Origin of the sequence: Afifella aestuarii (genome assembly GCF_004023665.1) — a bacterium.
Lineage (GTDB): Bacteria > Pseudomonadota > Alphaproteobacteria > Rhizobiales > Afifellaceae > Afifella > Afifella aestuarii.
On sequence record NZ_SAUF01000001.1, the window covers coordinates 445,122 to 460,547 of the forward strand.

A 15,426-nucleotide genomic window follows, 5' to 3' on the forward strand; every position below is an offset into this window, starting at 1 on the left:
GAAAACTGGCAAAGCGCCATTTTGTCTTGGGTCTTTTTCGGGATGCCGGCGCGTCCGCCGATTTACGGCGCCGATTTGCGGCGCCGAGATGGCGCCCGCGGCGCATCCTGCGGCCCATTGGGCGGAACCAACGCCCCGGCCGCCGATTATTCGGCCAAGGGATTCATGAACAACGACAGACCACACAGCCAGCATGCCCGCGATCCGCGCGGCCGCGATGCCCGCCAGCCGACACAGATCCCGTTTCTGGGCTGGAAAGACATTTTCTGGCGCGTGAGCCAGGAGATCGGCGAGGACCGCGTTTCGCTCGTGGCGGGTGGCGTCACATTCTATCTGCTTCTCGCCGCATTTCCGGCGCTCGGCGCGCTCGTTTCCATCTACGGGATTTACAACGATCCGGCCAATCTCGCCTCGCAGCTGCAGGCGCTGCAGGCGGTGATGCCGCAGGCGGGCATGGACATTCTGCAGCAAGAGCTGTCGCGGCTCGTGACGGCGAAATCCTCCTCGCTCAGTTTCGCGTTTCTGACCACGCTCGCTCTGTCGCTGTGGAGTGCCAATAAGGGCGTGAAGTCGCTGTTTCAGGCGCTCAACGTCGCCTATGAGGAGAAGGAGAAGAGGAATTTCTTCGTCCTCAACGTCGTGTCGCTCGCCTTCACGCTCGGCTTTCTGATCCTCATCATCCTGTTTTTGAGTGCCACGATCGTGGTGCCGGCCGTGCTTGCCTATCTCGGCCTCCATCAGGGATGGCTGGTCGCCTCTATCCGGTGGCCGATCCTGCTTCTGGTCGCGGCCTTTTCGATCGGCATCCTCTATCGCTACGGGCCGAGCCGGCGGCCCTCGCGCTGGCGCTGGGTGACCTGGGGCGGGACGATCACCGCCGTGGTGTGGATCGCGGCCTCGATCATGTTCTCCTGGTACATTGCGAATTTCGCCGATTACAACGCCACCTACGGATCGCTCGGGGCGGTGATCGGCATCATGATGTGGATCTGGGTGTCGGTGTTCGTGCTCCTCGCAGGCGCCGAGCTCAACGCCGAGATGGAGCATCAGACCGCCCGCGACACGACCTTGTCGCCGGAAAAACCGATCGGGCTACGCGGCGCGCATATGGCCGATACGGTTGGCAAGGGGCTCGACGGGTCGGGCGGCGGTGCCGGCATCGACCTCTTCGGCACGCGCCAGCCGCTCGGACGCGACCGGCCGTTCAGCTTCGGCGAATTGATCACGCTCGGGATCCCCTTCGTGCTGATCGCCATCCTTCTCACCCCGCCAAAACGGCGGGCGGCGAAGAGCGGACGGCATTCGACGAAGCGGGACAGCGTGTCCGGTAAGAAGCACGGAAAGAGTGCCAAGGACAAAAGCGCCAAGGACGGGCGGCGATCGGCGTCCGGGAGCGTTCTCGCGTCGGTTCTGCGTCTGGCCGCGGCGCAAGCCGCCAAGCGCTGAGCGAAGACGGATTTCTCGAAGAAAGGGGACGGGCGGCTGAGCCGCTCGGGGTTCCCGCCGGGGGAAGGCGAGAACCCCTCGCAAACGTGCCGCCGGTTGCCGGCGACACGCGTCGTCAGATTTGGACTTACTTCGCCGCGGAGACTACGACCTCGATGAGGGTGTCCTTGCCGAGTTCGGCGACGCCGATCGTGGCGCGGGTCGGCAGATGCTCGGCCGGCAGCCAGGCCAGCCAGGCCTCGTTCATGCCGTCCTTCTGGGAAAAGTCGGAAATGTAGATCATCGCCGTCAGGAGTTTCTCCTTGGAGGAGCCGACCTGGGCCAGAAGATCGTCGATCTTCTTGCAGATCTCTTCCGTCTGCCCCTTCATGTCCTTGCTCATATCGTCGGCAACGAGGCCGCCGAAATAGAGAACGCCGTTATGCTCCACGACGCGATGGTTGATCTTCGTCTGGATGTGACGCTGGATCATTGTGTGTCCTTGCTTGGTTTTGGAGGGGGATGAGGCCCGCTTCAGGACTTGGCGAAGCGGGTGATGGAAAACGGTGCGATCGGGGCGTTGGTGTGCCCGGTCGCGATCAGTTCCGCCATGATCTCGCCGACGGCCGGGCCCAGCTGGAAGCCATGGGCGGAAAAGCCGAAAGCGTGGAAGGCGTTTTCGTGGGTCGATGAGGGGCCGATGACCGGAATGTCGTCGGGCATGCGGCCTTCTATGCCGGCCCAGGAGCGGACGATGGTGGCGCTCTTCATGATCGGAAAGATGCCGATTGCCGTCTCCGCCGAATAGCGCAGCTGCGAGAAGCGCATCTCGGATTTGTTGGTCTTCGGATCGGGATAGCCGCGCCGTCCGCCGCCGATGATGACGGTGCCGTTTTCCGCCTGCTTGAACGACAGCGGGCGGCCACAGCCGCCGACGACGGCATCGCAGAAGCGCTTCATGCGCGCCGTCACGATCATCATCGGCGCAATCGCCTCGATGGGGGCATGCTCGCCGAGCTGTCTGGCGATTTCGCCCGCCCAGGCGCCGGCGCAATTGAGGAGATTGCGTCCCTTAAAGGTGCCGGCCGAAGTGTCGACGTGCCAGTCCTTCCCGTCGCGGCGCACTTTCTCGACGCGCGTCTTCTCGAAGAACTGGACGCCGAGCGCGCGCGCCTTGCGCTGAAAGGCGAAGGTCGTGTTGTAGGGGATGGCGAAGCCGTCATCGAGGCTTGCGAGCCCGCCGACGCAATGCGGGGCGACGGCGGGGAGGAGACGCCGCAATTCCTGCTGATCGACGATGACTTCGTGGGTGAAGCCGAGTTCGCGGAGATCGGCAGCCCGCTTTTCGAGCGTCTCGAGCTCCGCTTCGGTCTCCGCCACCTTGATCTGCGGACAGCGCTGAAAGCCGCAATCGTCGTCGACGAGATCCCCGATCCGGTGCCAGATTTCCATCGAGCGCACCGAGATCGGCACCTCCGCGTAATTCCGGCCGAGGCGGCGCACGCCGCCGGCATTCACGCCGGAGGCATGGCGGCCGGCATTGTCCTTTTCGATGACGATCACCGACAGGCCGCGTTTGGCGGCGTGCAGCGCGGCCGAGCAGCCGTGCAGGCCGCCGCCGACGACGATGAGATCCGCCATAGGCGTGCCGGTCACGGTCGCGTCCTCAGTGTACGGCTGCGGATTCATCAGCGAGATCGGCCGGAACGGCTTCCTCGCTTTCGAGCGCTGCGAGCTCCGACAGGAGGAGCGGCTTCAGGGGTGGTCGGATGCGGTAATAGCCGATCTCCGAGATCGGTTCGCCGCGCCGGCTGGCGATGATCTCGCTGACAGCGAGCCCGCACATGCGCCCCTGACAGGGGCCCATGCCGCTGCGCAGGAAGGATTTCACCTGGTTGGGGCCCGGCGCTCCGAGATCGACGGCCTTTCGGATGTCGCCGGCCGTCACCTCCTCGCAGCGGCAGACGAGCGTCTCGTCGGCGGGGGCGAGAATTTCCGGCGAGGGCGCGTAAAGGGTTTCCAGAAGCGGCCGGATCTTGGCCTCGCGCATGAGCGCATCGGTGACGGAGCGGCGCTCCTGGGCGTTGCCGCGACCGGCCTTTTCCGCGATCCTGAGGCCCGCGAGGCGCCCGCGCAGCCTGGCGGCAACCGCGCCGCCGATGCCCGCACCGTCGCCTGCCACATAGACGTCGGCCATGGTCGTCTCGAAATACTCGTCGACCTTCGGGACGAAGCAATGCTGGCTCTTGTTCCATTCGTGATCGCAGCGCAGAAGGCGCGTGACCTGCTGGTTCGGCACGATGCCCTGGTGGAGCGCGACGGAGGTGGTTTCGAGACGGTGGGATTTGCCGCCGCTCGTGAAGGTCACGGCCTCCGCCTTGCCATTGCCCTCGATGCGGATTCCGGTCGCATCGCGGTAGATCGGCACGCCGGCGCGGCGCAGCGACAGCATCATCGCCAGGCCCTTCACGAGATAAGATGCGGCTCCGAGGGCTGCCGGAAGATGCTTGAGCGCGGCCACGTAGCGGCTCTGCGGCACGGTCTCCACGATGGCGCGCGGCTTGACGCCGGCCTTCAGCATCTGCGCGGCAATCAGCGACAGGAGCGGACCGGAGCCGACGAAGACGACATCGTCGGAGACGACGCCGTTCGCCTTCAAGAGGATCTGCAGAGCGCCGGCCGTGGTGACGCCCGGAAGCGTCCAGCCCGGCATCGGCGTCGGCCGCTCGATGGCGCCCGTCGCCACTACGATGGCGCCGGCCTGGATGTGTTTGGAGCCTTGGCCGAGCGACACGTCGATGCCGAGGGCGCTGTCGATGTTCCAGACGGTGGCGCCGGGGAGATATTCGGCGCTGCATGCGCGGAAGGCTTTGGCGATGTCGCGGCCGGCGGCATAATCGGGCCCAAGGACCTTTGTGCGCTTCTCGTCGCTCGTCTCGATGCCGCGATAGATCTGTCCGCCGGGTGCCGGCTGTTCGTCGAGAACGATGGCGGAAAGCCCGGCCCTGGTGACTTCCACCGCGGCGGCCATGCCGGCCGGACCGGCGCCGATGATGGCGACGTCGTAGCGGTTTTTCGTCGTCGCGCTCATCAGGAGATCACCTCCGCGCTGCCCGACTGGCGGCGCACCTGCATGCCCTCTTCGACCTGCACCATGCAGGCCTGGCGGTTCGGCACGCCGTCGATCTCGACGAGGCAGTCGAAGCAGACGCCCATCAGGCAGAAGGGGCCGCGCGGCGTCTCGGTGACCGGCGTGGTGCGGAAAATGCGTTCGTCGGCCGCGAGAAGAGCCGCCGCGATCGTGTCGCCGGTGCGGGCCTTCAGGGCCTTGCCTTCGAAAGTGAAGGAGAGGGAGGGAGCGCCCGTCTCCTCAGCGCGCTTGAACATTGAATCTCCTTGCTGAAAAGGCGGCCATCTCGTCGTCGAGCCGCCCGCGGGCGATCATCGGCGCGAGCGCCATCGCATGGGCGCCGGCGAGCGTGACGCCGGAATGGCAATTGACGCTGAAGGCGCCGGGATGGGTTTCGGATTGCTGATAGATCGGATGGCCGTCGGGGCTCATCACCCGCAGCGCCGCCCATGAGCGCACGACACGCAGATCTTTCAGAAACGGGAAGGCGCGCAGCGCGCGGGCGGCGATATCCGCCATGATGCGCGGCTTCGAAGTGGTGTCGAAGCCTTCATCCTCGTGGCTGTCGCCGATCATGATGGAGCCTTCGTCGGTCTGACGAACGACATGCGTCGGCATGGTGAAGAGAGGCGCAGTGCGCTCCGTCACCAGGATCTGGCCCTTGAGCGGTTCGACGGGAATGTCGAGGCCGACCATTTCGCCCAGATCGCGATTGCCGAGGCCGGCGGCGAGGACGACCTTGGCGCCGGTGAAGGTGCCGGCCGGCGTGCGCACGGCAAAGTGGCCGCCGTCGCGCTCGATCTCGATGCCGCGGGCGTTCGGATGATATCGGCCGCCGTGCTTAAGGAGGCCGGCATGCAAAGCGCGCATCAGATAGAGCGGGCTCGCGTGGCCGTCATGCGGCGAATAGGTGCCGCCGACGACATCGGGGCCGAGGCCCGGCAGCATGTCGTCGAGTTCGGCGCGGCTCAAAACCCGGCCGCCGTAATATTCCGCGCCATGCTCCTGGTTCATGCGGTTGAGGATCTTAACCTGTTCCTCAAGCTCTTCCTCATCGACGCAGACATGCACGCCGCCCGGCTTGTGATAGGCGGTGGAGACGCCCGTCTCTTCCAGGAGGTTGTCGGAAAATTCCGGCCACACATCCGCCGAACGGCGTGTCCAGCGCGCATATTCGGGCATTTTGAGACCCTTCGTCTGCACCCAGACGAGGCCGAAATTGCCGCGTGAAGCGCGAAAGGCGACGTCGCCCTCGTCGAGGAGATCGACCTTTTCGCCCTCGCGGGCGAGGCCATAGGCGATGGCGGCGCCGACGAGGCCGCCGCCGATGACGATGGTGTCCGCCTTCATCTTGCGCCCTCGCCGATGAGGAGGCGATCGAGGCCGTAGATGCGGTCGACGAGGAACATGAGACCCACGGTAAACAGGATGGCGACCGTGGAGATGGAGGCGACGAGAGGATCCGTCGTCTGCGTGATGTGGGAGAAGAGACGCACTGGCAATGTCGTTGTGGTGGGGCTGACGATGAACACCGTCACGGTGAGTTCGTCGAAGCTGGTGATGAAGGCAAGGACCCAGCCGCCGATCACGCCCGGCATGATGGCCGGCAGGGTGACGCGGCGAAAGACGGTCCAGTCGGAGGCACCGAGCGACACCGCCGCCTGTTCCTGCGACCGGTCGAGGCCGGTCACCGAGGCGAGAACGAGACGCAGGATGAAGGGCATGATGATGATCGCATGACAGAGCATCAGCCCGACGAAGGTGCCGTTGGCGTTGAGGAAGCTGAGAAAGCGCAGGAAGGCGATGCCGAGAACCACGGTCGGCACCGTCAAAGGCGACAGGAAGAAGGCCTGAAGCACGTCGCGGCCCGGAAAGCGGCCGCGGCCGATGGCGAGCGCCGCCGGGACGGCGAAGATGGAGGAGACGGTCGCGGAGGCGACGCCGAGCTGGAGGCTGATCCAGGCCGCTTCGATGAAGTCGGGATTGTCGAGGATCGCCCGGAACCAGCGCAGCGACAAGCCGCTCGGCGGAAACTCCAGAAAGCCTTCCGGCGTGAAGGAGACGCCGATGACGACGACGAGCGGCGCCAGCATGAAGGTCGCGAAAAGAACGCTGAAGCCTTTGGCGAAGAGGCCGTTGTGTCTCATTCGAAGACCCCCGCAAAACGGCGTTCGACGAGCCGGTTCCAGCCGACCATGATGGCGAGCACCGAGACCAGAAGAAGGATCGCGATCGCTGCGCCGAGCGGCCAGTTCAAGGTGTTCAGGAATTCGTCATAGACGGTGGTGGAAACGACCTTGACGCGGCGGCCGCCAAGGATGGCCGGCGTGGCGAAGGCGCTCGCCGACAGCGAAAAGACGATGAGGGAGCCCGACAGGATGCCAGGCATCGCCTGCGGCAGGACGATCCTGCGGAAGATGGTCCAGGGCCGGGCGCCGAGCGATTCCGCGGCACTTTCCGTCGCCGGATCGGTGCGCTGGAGGGCGGCCCAGATGGCGAGGATCATGAACGGCACCATGACATGGACGAGGGCGAGGACGATGCCGCCCGAGGTGTACATCATGCGGATCGGCGAGGTGATGAGGCCGAGATCGCGCAAGGCGTCGTTGATGACGCCCTTGTTGCCGAGAAGGATCGCCCAGCCCAGCGTCCTCACCACGACGGAAATGAGGAGCGGGCCGAGCACGACGAGGAGCATCACGGAGCGCCAGAACGGGTGCATGCGCGACAGGAAATAGGCCTGCGGCAGACCGATCGCGGCACAGATGAGCGTGGTGGCGAGCGCGATCGCGAAGGTGCGCCCGAAAATCTCGTAGAAATAGCCGTCGCTCAGGACCTCGACGTAATTCTCCAGCGAGAAGGTCGGGGCGATGCCGCCATAAAAGGAGAAGCTGTGAAAGCTGAGGATGAAGGTCATCACCAGCGGCACCAGCAGCAAAACGAGAAAGAGCAGGAGCGCCGGGGCGCTCAGGATCCAGGGCCTGGATTTCGCTTGAAGTGTCATGCCGCGCCATCCTCCTTCGGCAGGAGGCGCAGATGATGGGGCGTCCAGGCGAGATGCACGGTCTCGCCGTGTTCCGGCTCGCGCTGGCCGCGGTTGCGGCGCACGACGAGGAGAGGTCCGAGCGGCGTCTCGATGCGGAAGAGCCATTGGTCGCCGAGGAAGATGCGCTCGATCACCGGGCCTGAGACGACGGCTTCGCCCTCTGCGACGATTTCGATGCGTTCCGGGCGCAGGGAGACGGTGATCGGGCCGGGCCGCAGATGGGCGGGCGGACCGGCAAGCGCCATGCCGTTGCAGTCGAGAGCGGAGCCTTCGTCATTCGTCGACTTCAGCGTGGCGGCAAGGCTGTTGGTCTTGCCGAGGAAGGTCGAGATGAAGGAGGATTTCGGGTTTTCGTAGACGTGGAAGGGCGTCTCTTCCTGCATCAGGCGGCCGTGATGCATGACCGCGACACGGTCGGAGAGCGCCATTGCCTCGTTCTGGTCGTGGGTGACGAGAAGCGTCGTCACGCCCGCTTCCTGCTGGATGCGGCGGAGTTCGAGCTGCATTTCCTCGCGCAGCTTGGCGTCGAGATTGGAGAGCGGCTCGTCGAGGAGAAGGAGCTCCGGCTCGATGACGAGGGCACGGGCGAGCGCCACACGCTGGCGCTGGCCGCCGGACATCGCCCGGGGATAGCGCTTGGCGAGATGGGCAAGCTGCACGAGCTCCAGCGCTCCGGCGACCTTGCGCGCACGCTCCTTCTTGTCGATGCCGCGCATCTCCAGGCCGAAGGCGACGTTTTCTTCCACCGTCATATGCGGGAAGAGCGCATAGGTCTGGAAGACGATGCCGAGACCGCGGTTGCGCGCCGGCACCTCTTCCAGATGGCGGCCGTTGAGCATGATGTGTCCGGAGGTCGGCTGCTCGAAGCCGGCGATCATCTGCAGCGTCGTGGTCTTGCCGCAGCCGGAGGGACCGAGGAGGGAGACGAACTCGCCTTTCTCGACGGCGAGCGAAAAATCTTCGACGGCCACGACTTCGCCGAAGCGTTTGGTCAGACCGCTAAGCTGAAGGAAAGGCATCTGTGAACTCGCAAAGCCGGCAGTAAAGGGGCGAAGGCGGGAGTGCCGAGCACTCCCGCAATGCCGTTCAACTCAGCGCTCGACCTCGCGCGCCCAGCGCTTGGTCCACTCTTCGCGGTTCGGGTTGATCGTATCCCAGTCGACGGCGACGAGGTTTTCGATCTGCTCAGGCCCATAGGGCAGGAAGGAGGCCTGCTCTTCGGTCAGCTCCGCTTTCCGGTTGACCGGACCGGAGCCCATGACGTCGGCGAGCTTCACCTGAACTTCCGGCGTCAGGAGATATTGGATGAACTCGTTGGCGACTTCAGGAACGTTGCTTTCCACGACCGGGCAGGCCGCGAGCATGAGGGCGACGGCGCCTTCCTTCGGATAGGCGAATTTCGCCGGGAAGCCCGTATCGGCGAGCGACTTGGTGCGGCCCGAGCCCCAGATCGACAGGGCGATTTCCTGCGACTGGAAGAGCTCCGACATCTTGCCCGAGGACGGCTCGAAGACGAGGACGTTCGGCGCGACGTCATCGGCCATCACCTCAAAGCCCGGATCGATGTCCTTCTCACCGCCGCCGTTGAGCCGCGCCATCATGATGAGGGTGTGCAGACCGTAGGTGTTGTTGATCGGCGGGATCGACAGGATGCCTTCGTATTTCGGATCCTTCAGGTCTTCCCAGCTTGCGGGGGGATCCCAGCCTTCGCGCTCGAACCATTCGGTGTTGTAGGTGAAACCGGTCGCGACGAAGCCGATGCCGATGGAATTGGGGCCGAGCTTGGCGAGATCGTAGACGTCGTCGAAGGCCGCCGCCTTGCTCATCGGGGCGCAAAAGCCGAGGGCGTCCGCCTGATACATCGGGCCGTCGTCGAGGATAACGACGTCGAGTTCCTGATTTCCCTTCTGCGCCTGCAGACGTGCGAGGTTTTCGGTGGAATTGCCGGCGACGAACTGGATCGTCACGTCATGCGTCTTCTCAAATTCGGGGAAGACGACTTCCTTCATCAAGGTTTCGAAAGAACCGCCATAGCCGCCGACGACGAGGGTATCCTGCGCCTGGGCGGTCTGAACGGTTAGGAGGGAGCTTGCGGCCGCAAGCGCCATGATGACCGGTTTCATTGAGAACCCCTCTGTATTCTTTTGAGACATGATCATTGAATGGGCGTTTTCCGGGTGTTTCAAATGAGATTATATGTACATCTCATTCCCAAAGGTTATGAGGTGCGCCTTGGCGAAGCCCAATATCCGGCAGGTCGAAGCCTTCAATGCCGTCATGAAGGCCGGGTCCGTGACCAAAGCGGCGGAAGGATTGTTCGTCAGCCAGCCGGCCGTGAGCAAGTTGCTGCACGCCTTCGAAGTGGCCTGCGATCTGCCGCTCTTCACCCGCACCAAGGGCCGCGTCGTGCCGACGCCGGAGGCCCGGCAATTGTTCGTCGAGACCTCCAAGCTGGAGCAGGGGCTGACGCGTGTGCACGAGGCGGCGCGCGCCATCCGCGAATTGCAGCGCGGCGAGATCTCCATCGTCGCCTTTCCGGCGATGAGCATGCGGCTCATTCCGCGCAAGGTGGGCGAGCTTTTGTGCGACCGCCCCGACGTGCTTCTCTCCCTCTTCACGCGCACCTCGCGCAGCGTCGAGAATTCGATGATCACGCGTGCGGCGGATTTCGGCATCTCGCTCGTGCCGACGAGCAATCCGGCGCTGCATTGCGAGCCGTTCACCAACATCTCCATGATCTGCGCGCTGCGCCGCGAGCATCCTCTGGCGCGCAAGGCGGCGATCTCGCTTGAAAGCATCGCCGGGGAGCGTCTCGTGGCGCTCGGGCGGGACGATCTTTCCTATCCGCTCATCGACGAGGCGTTTCAGCGTGCGGGGCTGGCGATGCGGCCGGCAGCCGAAGTGCAGATGGCGGATGCGGCCTGCAGCATGGTGGCGTCCGGCTGCGGGGTGGCGATCGTGCCCTCACTCGTGTCTTTCGAGGCGGACTTTCCGGATGTCGTGTTCCGCCCGCTCACCGAGCCGATCGCCATGACGACCTGGCTTTTGACGTCCACCTATCAGGAGCTGTCGCAGCTGGCGCTCGAGCTGATGGACGAGATCCGGGGTGCGGTGGAGGAGCTGGAGGCGGAGCTGCACGGCACGCTCGGCTGCGACCCGGCCGCCGATTCGCGGTTTGCGGGCGCGGCGCATCCTTGACTTGTGGCGCGCTGCCGCTTAGGTGAGCGACACTCTATAAAAGAGCCAGATTTACGACCCGCCGACCGGAACGGGATTCCGGAGGTCACCATCCGCCAGCGAAGGTTCGCCCGCGGATGCAATTTGCATTGAACGCTCGAGACGCGCCATGTTCGATACCCTATCAGATCGCCTTTCAGGCATCTTCGACAAGATCACCGGCCGCGGAGCACTTTCCGAGAAGGACGTCTCGGAAGCGCTGCGGGAAGTGCGGCGTGCGCTTCTGGAAGCGGACGTCGCGCTCGAAGTGGTGCGTGCCTTCACCGAGAAGGTGCGCGAGCGCGCCGTCGGCGCCGAAGTCGTGCGCTCCGTCAAGCCGGGGCAGATGGTCGTCAAGATCGTCCACGACCAGCTCGTCGAGATGCTGGGCGAGGAAGCCTCGGAGATCAATCTTCACGCCGCGCCGCCCGTCGCCATCATGATGGTCGGTCTGCAGGGCTCGGGTAAGACGACCTCGACGGCGAAGATCGCCAAGCGCCTGTCGGAGCGGGAGAAGAAGAAGGTCTTGATGGCCTCCCTCGACACCCGCCGGCCGGCGGCGCAGGAGCAGCTCAAGGTGCTGGGCGAACAGATCGGCGTCGCGACTTTGCCGATCATCGAAGGGCAGGGGCCGGTCGACATCGCCAAACGGGCGCAGAATGCGGCTCGCCTCGGCGGCTACGACGTGCTCATGCTCGATACGGCGGGCCGCACGCATATCGACGAGCCCTTGATGATCGAGATGGAGGAGGTGAAGCGGGCGTCCAATCCGCATGAAATCCTCCTCGTCGCCGATGCGCTCACCGGTCAGGACGCCGTCAATGTGGCGCGCTCCTTCAACGAGCGCTGCGCGGTCACGGGCATCGTGCTGACGCGTATCGACGGTGACGGGCGCGGCGGTGCGGCGCTTTCCATGCGCGCCGTCACCGGCAAGCCGATCAAGCTCATCGGTACCGGCGAAAAGATCGACGCGATCGAGGCCTTCCATCCCTCGCGCATCGCCGACCGCATTCTCGGCATGGGCGACATCGTCTCGCTCGTCGAGCGGGCGTCGGAGCAGATCGACCAGGAGAAGGCCCTCAAGACCGCCCAGAAGATGAAGAAGGGCGAGTTCGACCTCGAGGATTTCGCCGAACAGCTTCGTCAGATGGAAAAGATCGGCGGCATGTCGGGCATCATGAGCATGATGCCGGGCATCGGCAAAATGAAGAAGCAGGTGGCCGCGGCCGGCATCGACGACAGCGTCGTGAAACGCCAGCTCGCCATCATCTCGTCGATGACGCGCCAGGAGCGGCAGAAGCCGGCGGTGATGAATGCGAGCCGCAAGAAGCGCGTGGCGGCGGGCTCCGGCGTCGAGGTGCAGGACGTCAACAAGCTCCTCAAGATGCACCGGCAGATGTCGGACATGATGAAGAAGCTCGGCCGCAACAAGAAGATGGCCGGTCTCTTCGGGGGCGCGCAGCCCGATCCGGCGATGCTGGAAGAGATGCAGAAGGGCGGTTTGCCGGGCGGCATGTCTGGCGGGCTCCCGGGCGGTCTCGGCGGTATGCCGGGCGGCCTGCCCAAAGGATTGCCGGGCCTTCCAGGAATGGGAGGCGGGATGGGCGGTCTGCCGGGGCTTCCCGGTCTTGGCCGCGGCAAGAAGAAATAAGGTTCAAACGCAAGGAAGACTGAAATGACTGTGAAACTGAGATTGTCCCGCGGCGGCAGCAAGAAGCGCCCGTTCTACCGGGTCGTGGCCGCTGACGAGCGCTCCCCGCGCGACGGCCGCTACATCGAGCGTGTCGGCACCTACAATCCGCTTCTGCCGAAGGATCATGCCGAGCGCGTCGTGCTCAACACCGAGCGCGTCGAATACTGGCTGTCGCAGGGCGCCCAGCCGACCGACCGCGTGCTGCGCTTCCTCGACGCGGCCGGCCTTGCCAAGCGTCCGGCGCGCAACAACCCGAAGAAGGCCGAGCTCGGCGCCAAGGCCAAGGAGCGCCTCGAGCTGCGCCGCCAGGCCGAAGAAGAGGCGAAGGCTGCCGCCGAGGCGCCGGCCGAGGAAGCGGCGGAGTAATCCGCCGCTTTGCCGGTGCGGCAGGACGGGCCGATGGCGGTTTCGCAAGATCGTGCGGCGGGAGACCGCCTCATCGTCGCAAAGATCGGCCGGGCGCATGGCGTCAGAGGCGAGGTGCGGGTGAAAACCTTCACCGCGGATCCCCTGGCGCTCGCCGATTATTCGCCGCTTTTTGCGTCGGACGGGCGAAGTTTTTCCGTCAAGGAGCTGCGTGCCGACAAGGGCGACATGGTCGTCGCCCGCTTCAAGGGCGTGTCGGACCGCAATGCGGCCGAGGCGCTCAACGGCACGATGCTCTTCGTCGCGCGCGCGGCGCTGCCGGCGCCTGACGAAGACGAGTTCTATCACGCCGATCTCATCGGCCTTGCGGCCGAGGCGCCCGACGGTTCGCCGCTCGGGCGGGTCGTCGCCGTGCACGATTTCGGCGGCGGCGATATCCTCGAGGTGAAGCCGGAGCGGGGCGAGAGCCTGCTCGTCTCCTTCACGCGCGAGGTGGTTCCCTCCATCGATCTTGCCGGCGGGCGCATCGTCGTCGACCTGCCTGCCGAGATCGAAGTGCGGGAAGACGATGCGGCGCGCGAAGATGCGCGAGAAGACGACGCGCAGGACGACGCCCCGCAGACAGAGAACGCAGGCGAAAGCCCGGCGGAAGAGGACAGGGCATGATCATCGTCGCCGGCGAATTTCGCATTCCCGAGGAGAAGCTCGACGCCTTTCTGCCGGCGGCGCAGAAGGTGATGGCCGCGACACGGCAGGAGACGGGCTGCCTCCTCTACACCTTCGCCTTCGATCTCGATGTGGCCGGGCTCGTGCGCGTCTTCGAGAAATGGGAAAGTCGCGAGGCGCTCGCGGCGCATTTCAAGACCGCGCATATGGCGGAATGGCGCCAGGCGCTGTCGGCGATCGGTGCCACCGGGCGAAGCGTCAAAGCCTATGCCGCCGATGACGGCGAGCCGCTCTAAGGCTGATCCGGAATGAGCTTCAAGGCGAGCGTTCTCACGCTCTTTCCCGAAATGTTTCCGGGGCCGCTCGGTATCTCGCTGGCCGGGCGGGCGCTCGAGGCCGGCCGCTTTGCGATCGAGGCGCGGCAGATCCGCGAGCACGGCATCGGCACGCACCGCATGGTCGACGACACGCCCGCCGGCGGCGGGCCGGGCATGGTGATGCGCGCCGATGTGATGGCGGCGGCGATCGATGCCGCAGCTCCTGACGGCGACCCGCGCCCGCGCCTTCTGATGAGCCCGCGCGGACGTCCCCTGAGCCAGCAGATGGTGAAGGATTGGGCCCAAGGCCCCGGCCTCGTCATCGTCTGCGGACGGTTCGAGGGGATCGACGAGCGCGTGATCGAGGCGCGGCGCCTTGAAGAGGTGTCGATCGGCGATTTCGTTCTCTCGGGTGGCGAGATTGCCGCGCTTGCCCTTCTCGACGCGGTCGTACGGCTTCTGCCGGGCGTCATGGGCAAGGCGGAATCAGCTTCCGAAGAGAGTTTTGAAAACGGGCTTCTGGAATATCCGCAATATACGCGACCGCAGGAATTCGAAGGGCGCGAGATCCCGGAGGTTCTGACCTCGGGCCATCACGGCAAGGTCGCCGAATGGCGGCGCGCCGAGGCGCTCAGGCTGACGCGCGAGAGACGGCCGGATCTCCTGGAGAGACCCGCTCAGCCCGTCACGAAATAATAGACGGTGAGGACGAGGCCGACCGTGATGACGAAGCCGCGGACATAGGTCTGCGGGAATTTGCGTGCCGCGGCGACGCCGAGATAGCCGCCGAGCGCGACGGCGACGAGCATCACCGAACCGGCGCTCCAATCGACGATGCCCCCCTGCACGAAGACGGCGATGGCGATGACGGCGATCACCACCGACAAAAGCGTCTTGATGGCATTGATGCGGTGAAAATCGTCGCCCTCGGTGAGGCCGAGCGAGGCGAGCATCATGATGCCCATGCCGGCGCCGAAGAAGCCACCATAGATCGCCACGACGAACTGGATCAGCCAGGCGAGCCAGGGCGGGGAATGCAGATCACGCGCCCGCAAGGCGCGTGTGACGCGCGGCCCGGCGGCAAAGAGCGAGGTGGCGGCGATCAAAAGCCAGGGCACCATGGCGCGGAACTGCGGATTGTCGAGCGCCAGAAGCACAAGCGCGCCGATCAGCCCGCCGAAGATGGAGACGATGAGGTAGGGGAACGCTACGCGGCCGATCTTCCGCAATTCGCGCCGATAGGCGAGCGTCGAGGTCACATAGCCCGGGAACTGGGTGATGGAGGTCGTGGCGTTTGCGGTGATCGGCGGGACGCCGACGAGGGTGAGCGCGCCGAAGGCGATGAAGGTGCCGCCACCGGCGACCGCATTGATGGCACCGGAGACGAAACCGGCGAGGACGAGCAGAAGAATGTCGAGAAGAGACATGGCGCAGGTTTCGTCGTGACGAATTGAGGCGTTTCGATGCGGTGGATGGCCGTTTGTGGGCGGCGCACGTCGTAAACCTGTCTCCGCCGGGGCGCAAAAGGCAAGTCCGCCATTGTGACGAGAGATGAAAGGTGTCATCG

17 protein-coding genes are annotated in these 15,426 nt (G+C 65.0%); 7 read left to right on the forward strand and 10 right to left on the reverse strand.

Features of this window, described 5'->3' with window-relative positions; genetic code table 11:
• Positions 1-165 precede the first annotated feature (165 nt).
• Positions 166-1,446, forward strand: coding sequence for a YihY/virulence factor BrkB family protein (locus EO094_RS02015; RefSeq protein ID WP_128290673.1), 1,281 nt, complete (start codon positions 166-168; stop codon positions 1,444-1,446).
• Between the two features lie 127 nt (positions 1,447-1,573).
• On the opposite strand, the gene EO094_RS02020 is transcribed toward EO094_RS02015, so the two are convergent.
• The 9 genes from EO094_RS02020 to EO094_RS02060 all read right to left on the reverse strand — a co-directional run bounded on the left by EO094_RS02020 (position 1,574) and on the right by EO094_RS02060 (position 9,724).
• On the reverse strand, positions 1,574-1,918 hold the full coding sequence (locus tag EO094_RS02020) for a RidA family protein (protein ID WP_128290674.1): 345 nt from the start codon (positions 1,916-1,918) through the stop codon (positions 1,574-1,576).
• A gap of 41 nt (positions 1,919-1,959) precedes the next feature.
• Positions 1,960-3,081 (reverse strand): NAD(P)/FAD-dependent oxidoreductase, encoded by a 1,122-nt coding sequence (locus EO094_RS02025; protein ID WP_342772723.1) that lies wholly within the window; start codon positions 3,079-3,081, stop codon positions 1,960-1,962.
• Between the two features lie 10 nt (positions 3,082-3,091).
• The gene (locus EO094_RS02030; protein ID WP_128290675.1) at positions 3,092-4,516 is read right to left on the reverse strand and encodes an FAD/NAD(P)-dependent oxidoreductase; all 1,425 of its coding nucleotides are present in this window, start codon (positions 4,514-4,516) and stop codon (positions 3,092-3,094) included.
• The gene (locus EO094_RS02035; protein ID WP_128290676.1) at positions 4,516-4,812 is read right to left on the reverse strand and encodes a (2Fe-2S)-binding protein; all 297 of its coding nucleotides are present in this window, start codon (positions 4,810-4,812) and stop codon (positions 4,516-4,518) included. Before EO094_RS02035 ends, EO094_RS02030 begins: the two co-directional genes overlap by 1 nt.
• Complete coding sequence (locus tag EO094_RS02040) at positions 4,796-5,905, reverse strand: NAD(P)/FAD-dependent oxidoreductase (protein WP_128290677.1); 1,110 nt, start codon at positions 5,903-5,905, stop codon at positions 4,796-4,798. The genes EO094_RS02035 and EO094_RS02040 overlap by 17 nt, the downstream gene beginning before the upstream one ends.
• Positions 5,902-6,702, reverse strand: a complete 801-nt coding sequence (locus EO094_RS02045; RefSeq protein ID WP_128290678.1) for an ABC transporter permease — start codon at positions 6,700-6,702, stop codon at positions 5,902-5,904. Before EO094_RS02045 ends, EO094_RS02040 begins: the two co-directional genes overlap by 4 nt.
• Positions 6,699-7,559, reverse strand: coding sequence for an ABC transporter permease (locus EO094_RS02050; RefSeq protein ID WP_128290679.1), 861 nt, complete (start codon positions 7,557-7,559; stop codon positions 6,699-6,701). Before EO094_RS02050 ends, EO094_RS02045 begins: the two co-directional genes overlap by 4 nt.
• Positions 7,556-8,620, reverse strand: a complete 1,065-nt coding sequence (locus EO094_RS02055) for an ABC transporter ATP-binding protein (RefSeq protein ID WP_128290680.1) — start codon at positions 8,618-8,620, stop codon at positions 7,556-7,558. Before EO094_RS02055 ends, EO094_RS02050 begins: the two co-directional genes overlap by 4 nt.
• A 72-nt stretch (positions 8,621-8,692) precedes the next feature.
• A complete protein-coding gene (locus tag EO094_RS02060; protein ID WP_128290681.1) occupies positions 8,693-9,724 on the reverse strand; it encodes an ABC transporter substrate-binding protein in 1,032 nt (343 codons plus the stop codon).
• Between the two features lie 109 nt (positions 9,725-9,833).
• On the opposite strand from EO094_RS02060, the gene EO094_RS02065 reads away from it, so the two are divergent.
• The 6 genes from EO094_RS02065 to trmD all read left to right on the forward strand — a co-directional run bounded on the left by EO094_RS02065 (position 9,834) and on the right by trmD (position 14,555).
• The gene (locus EO094_RS02065) at positions 9,834-10,799 is read left to right on the forward strand and encodes a LysR substrate-binding domain-containing protein (protein ID WP_164879521.1); all 966 of its coding nucleotides are present in this window, start codon (positions 9,834-9,836) and stop codon (positions 10,797-10,799) included.
• 148 nt (positions 10,800-10,947) lie between these two features.
• Positions 10,948-12,468, forward strand: coding sequence for a signal recognition particle protein (gene ffh / locus EO094_RS02070; RefSeq protein ID WP_128290683.1), 1,521 nt, complete (start codon positions 10,948-10,950; stop codon positions 12,466-12,468).
• Positions 12,469-12,492: 24 nt separating this feature from the next.
• Entirely contained in the window at positions 12,493-12,876 is a 384-nt protein-coding gene (gene rpsP / locus EO094_RS02075) for a 30S ribosomal protein S16 (RefSeq protein ID WP_128290684.1), read from the forward strand.
• 33 nt (positions 12,877-12,909) lie between these two features.
• Positions 12,910-13,542, forward strand: a complete 633-nt coding sequence (gene rimM / locus EO094_RS02080; RefSeq protein ID WP_128290685.1) for a ribosome maturation factor RimM — start codon at positions 12,910-12,912, stop codon at positions 13,540-13,542.
• Positions 13,539-13,838 carry a putative quinol monooxygenase gene (locus tag EO094_RS02085; RefSeq protein WP_128290686.1) on the forward strand — a complete coding sequence of 100 codons (300 nt, stop codon included), beginning with the start codon at positions 13,539-13,541 and terminating at the stop codon, positions 13,836-13,838. Before rimM ends, EO094_RS02085 begins: the two co-directional genes overlap by 4 nt.
• A gap of 12 nt (positions 13,839-13,850) precedes the next feature.
• The gene (gene trmD / locus EO094_RS02090; protein WP_128290687.1) at positions 13,851-14,555 is read left to right on the forward strand and encodes a tRNA (guanosine(37)-N1)-methyltransferase TrmD; all 705 of its coding nucleotides are present in this window, start codon (positions 13,851-13,853) and stop codon (positions 14,553-14,555) included.
• Here the strand turns inward: trmD and EO094_RS02095 are convergent.
• A complete protein-coding gene (locus EO094_RS02095; protein ID WP_128290688.1) occupies positions 14,537-15,286 on the reverse strand; it encodes a sulfite exporter TauE/SafE family protein in 750 nt (249 codons plus the stop codon). The two genes, trmD and EO094_RS02095, sit on opposite strands and share 19 nt — an antisense overlap.
• Positions 15,287-15,426: the final 140 nt, after the last annotated feature.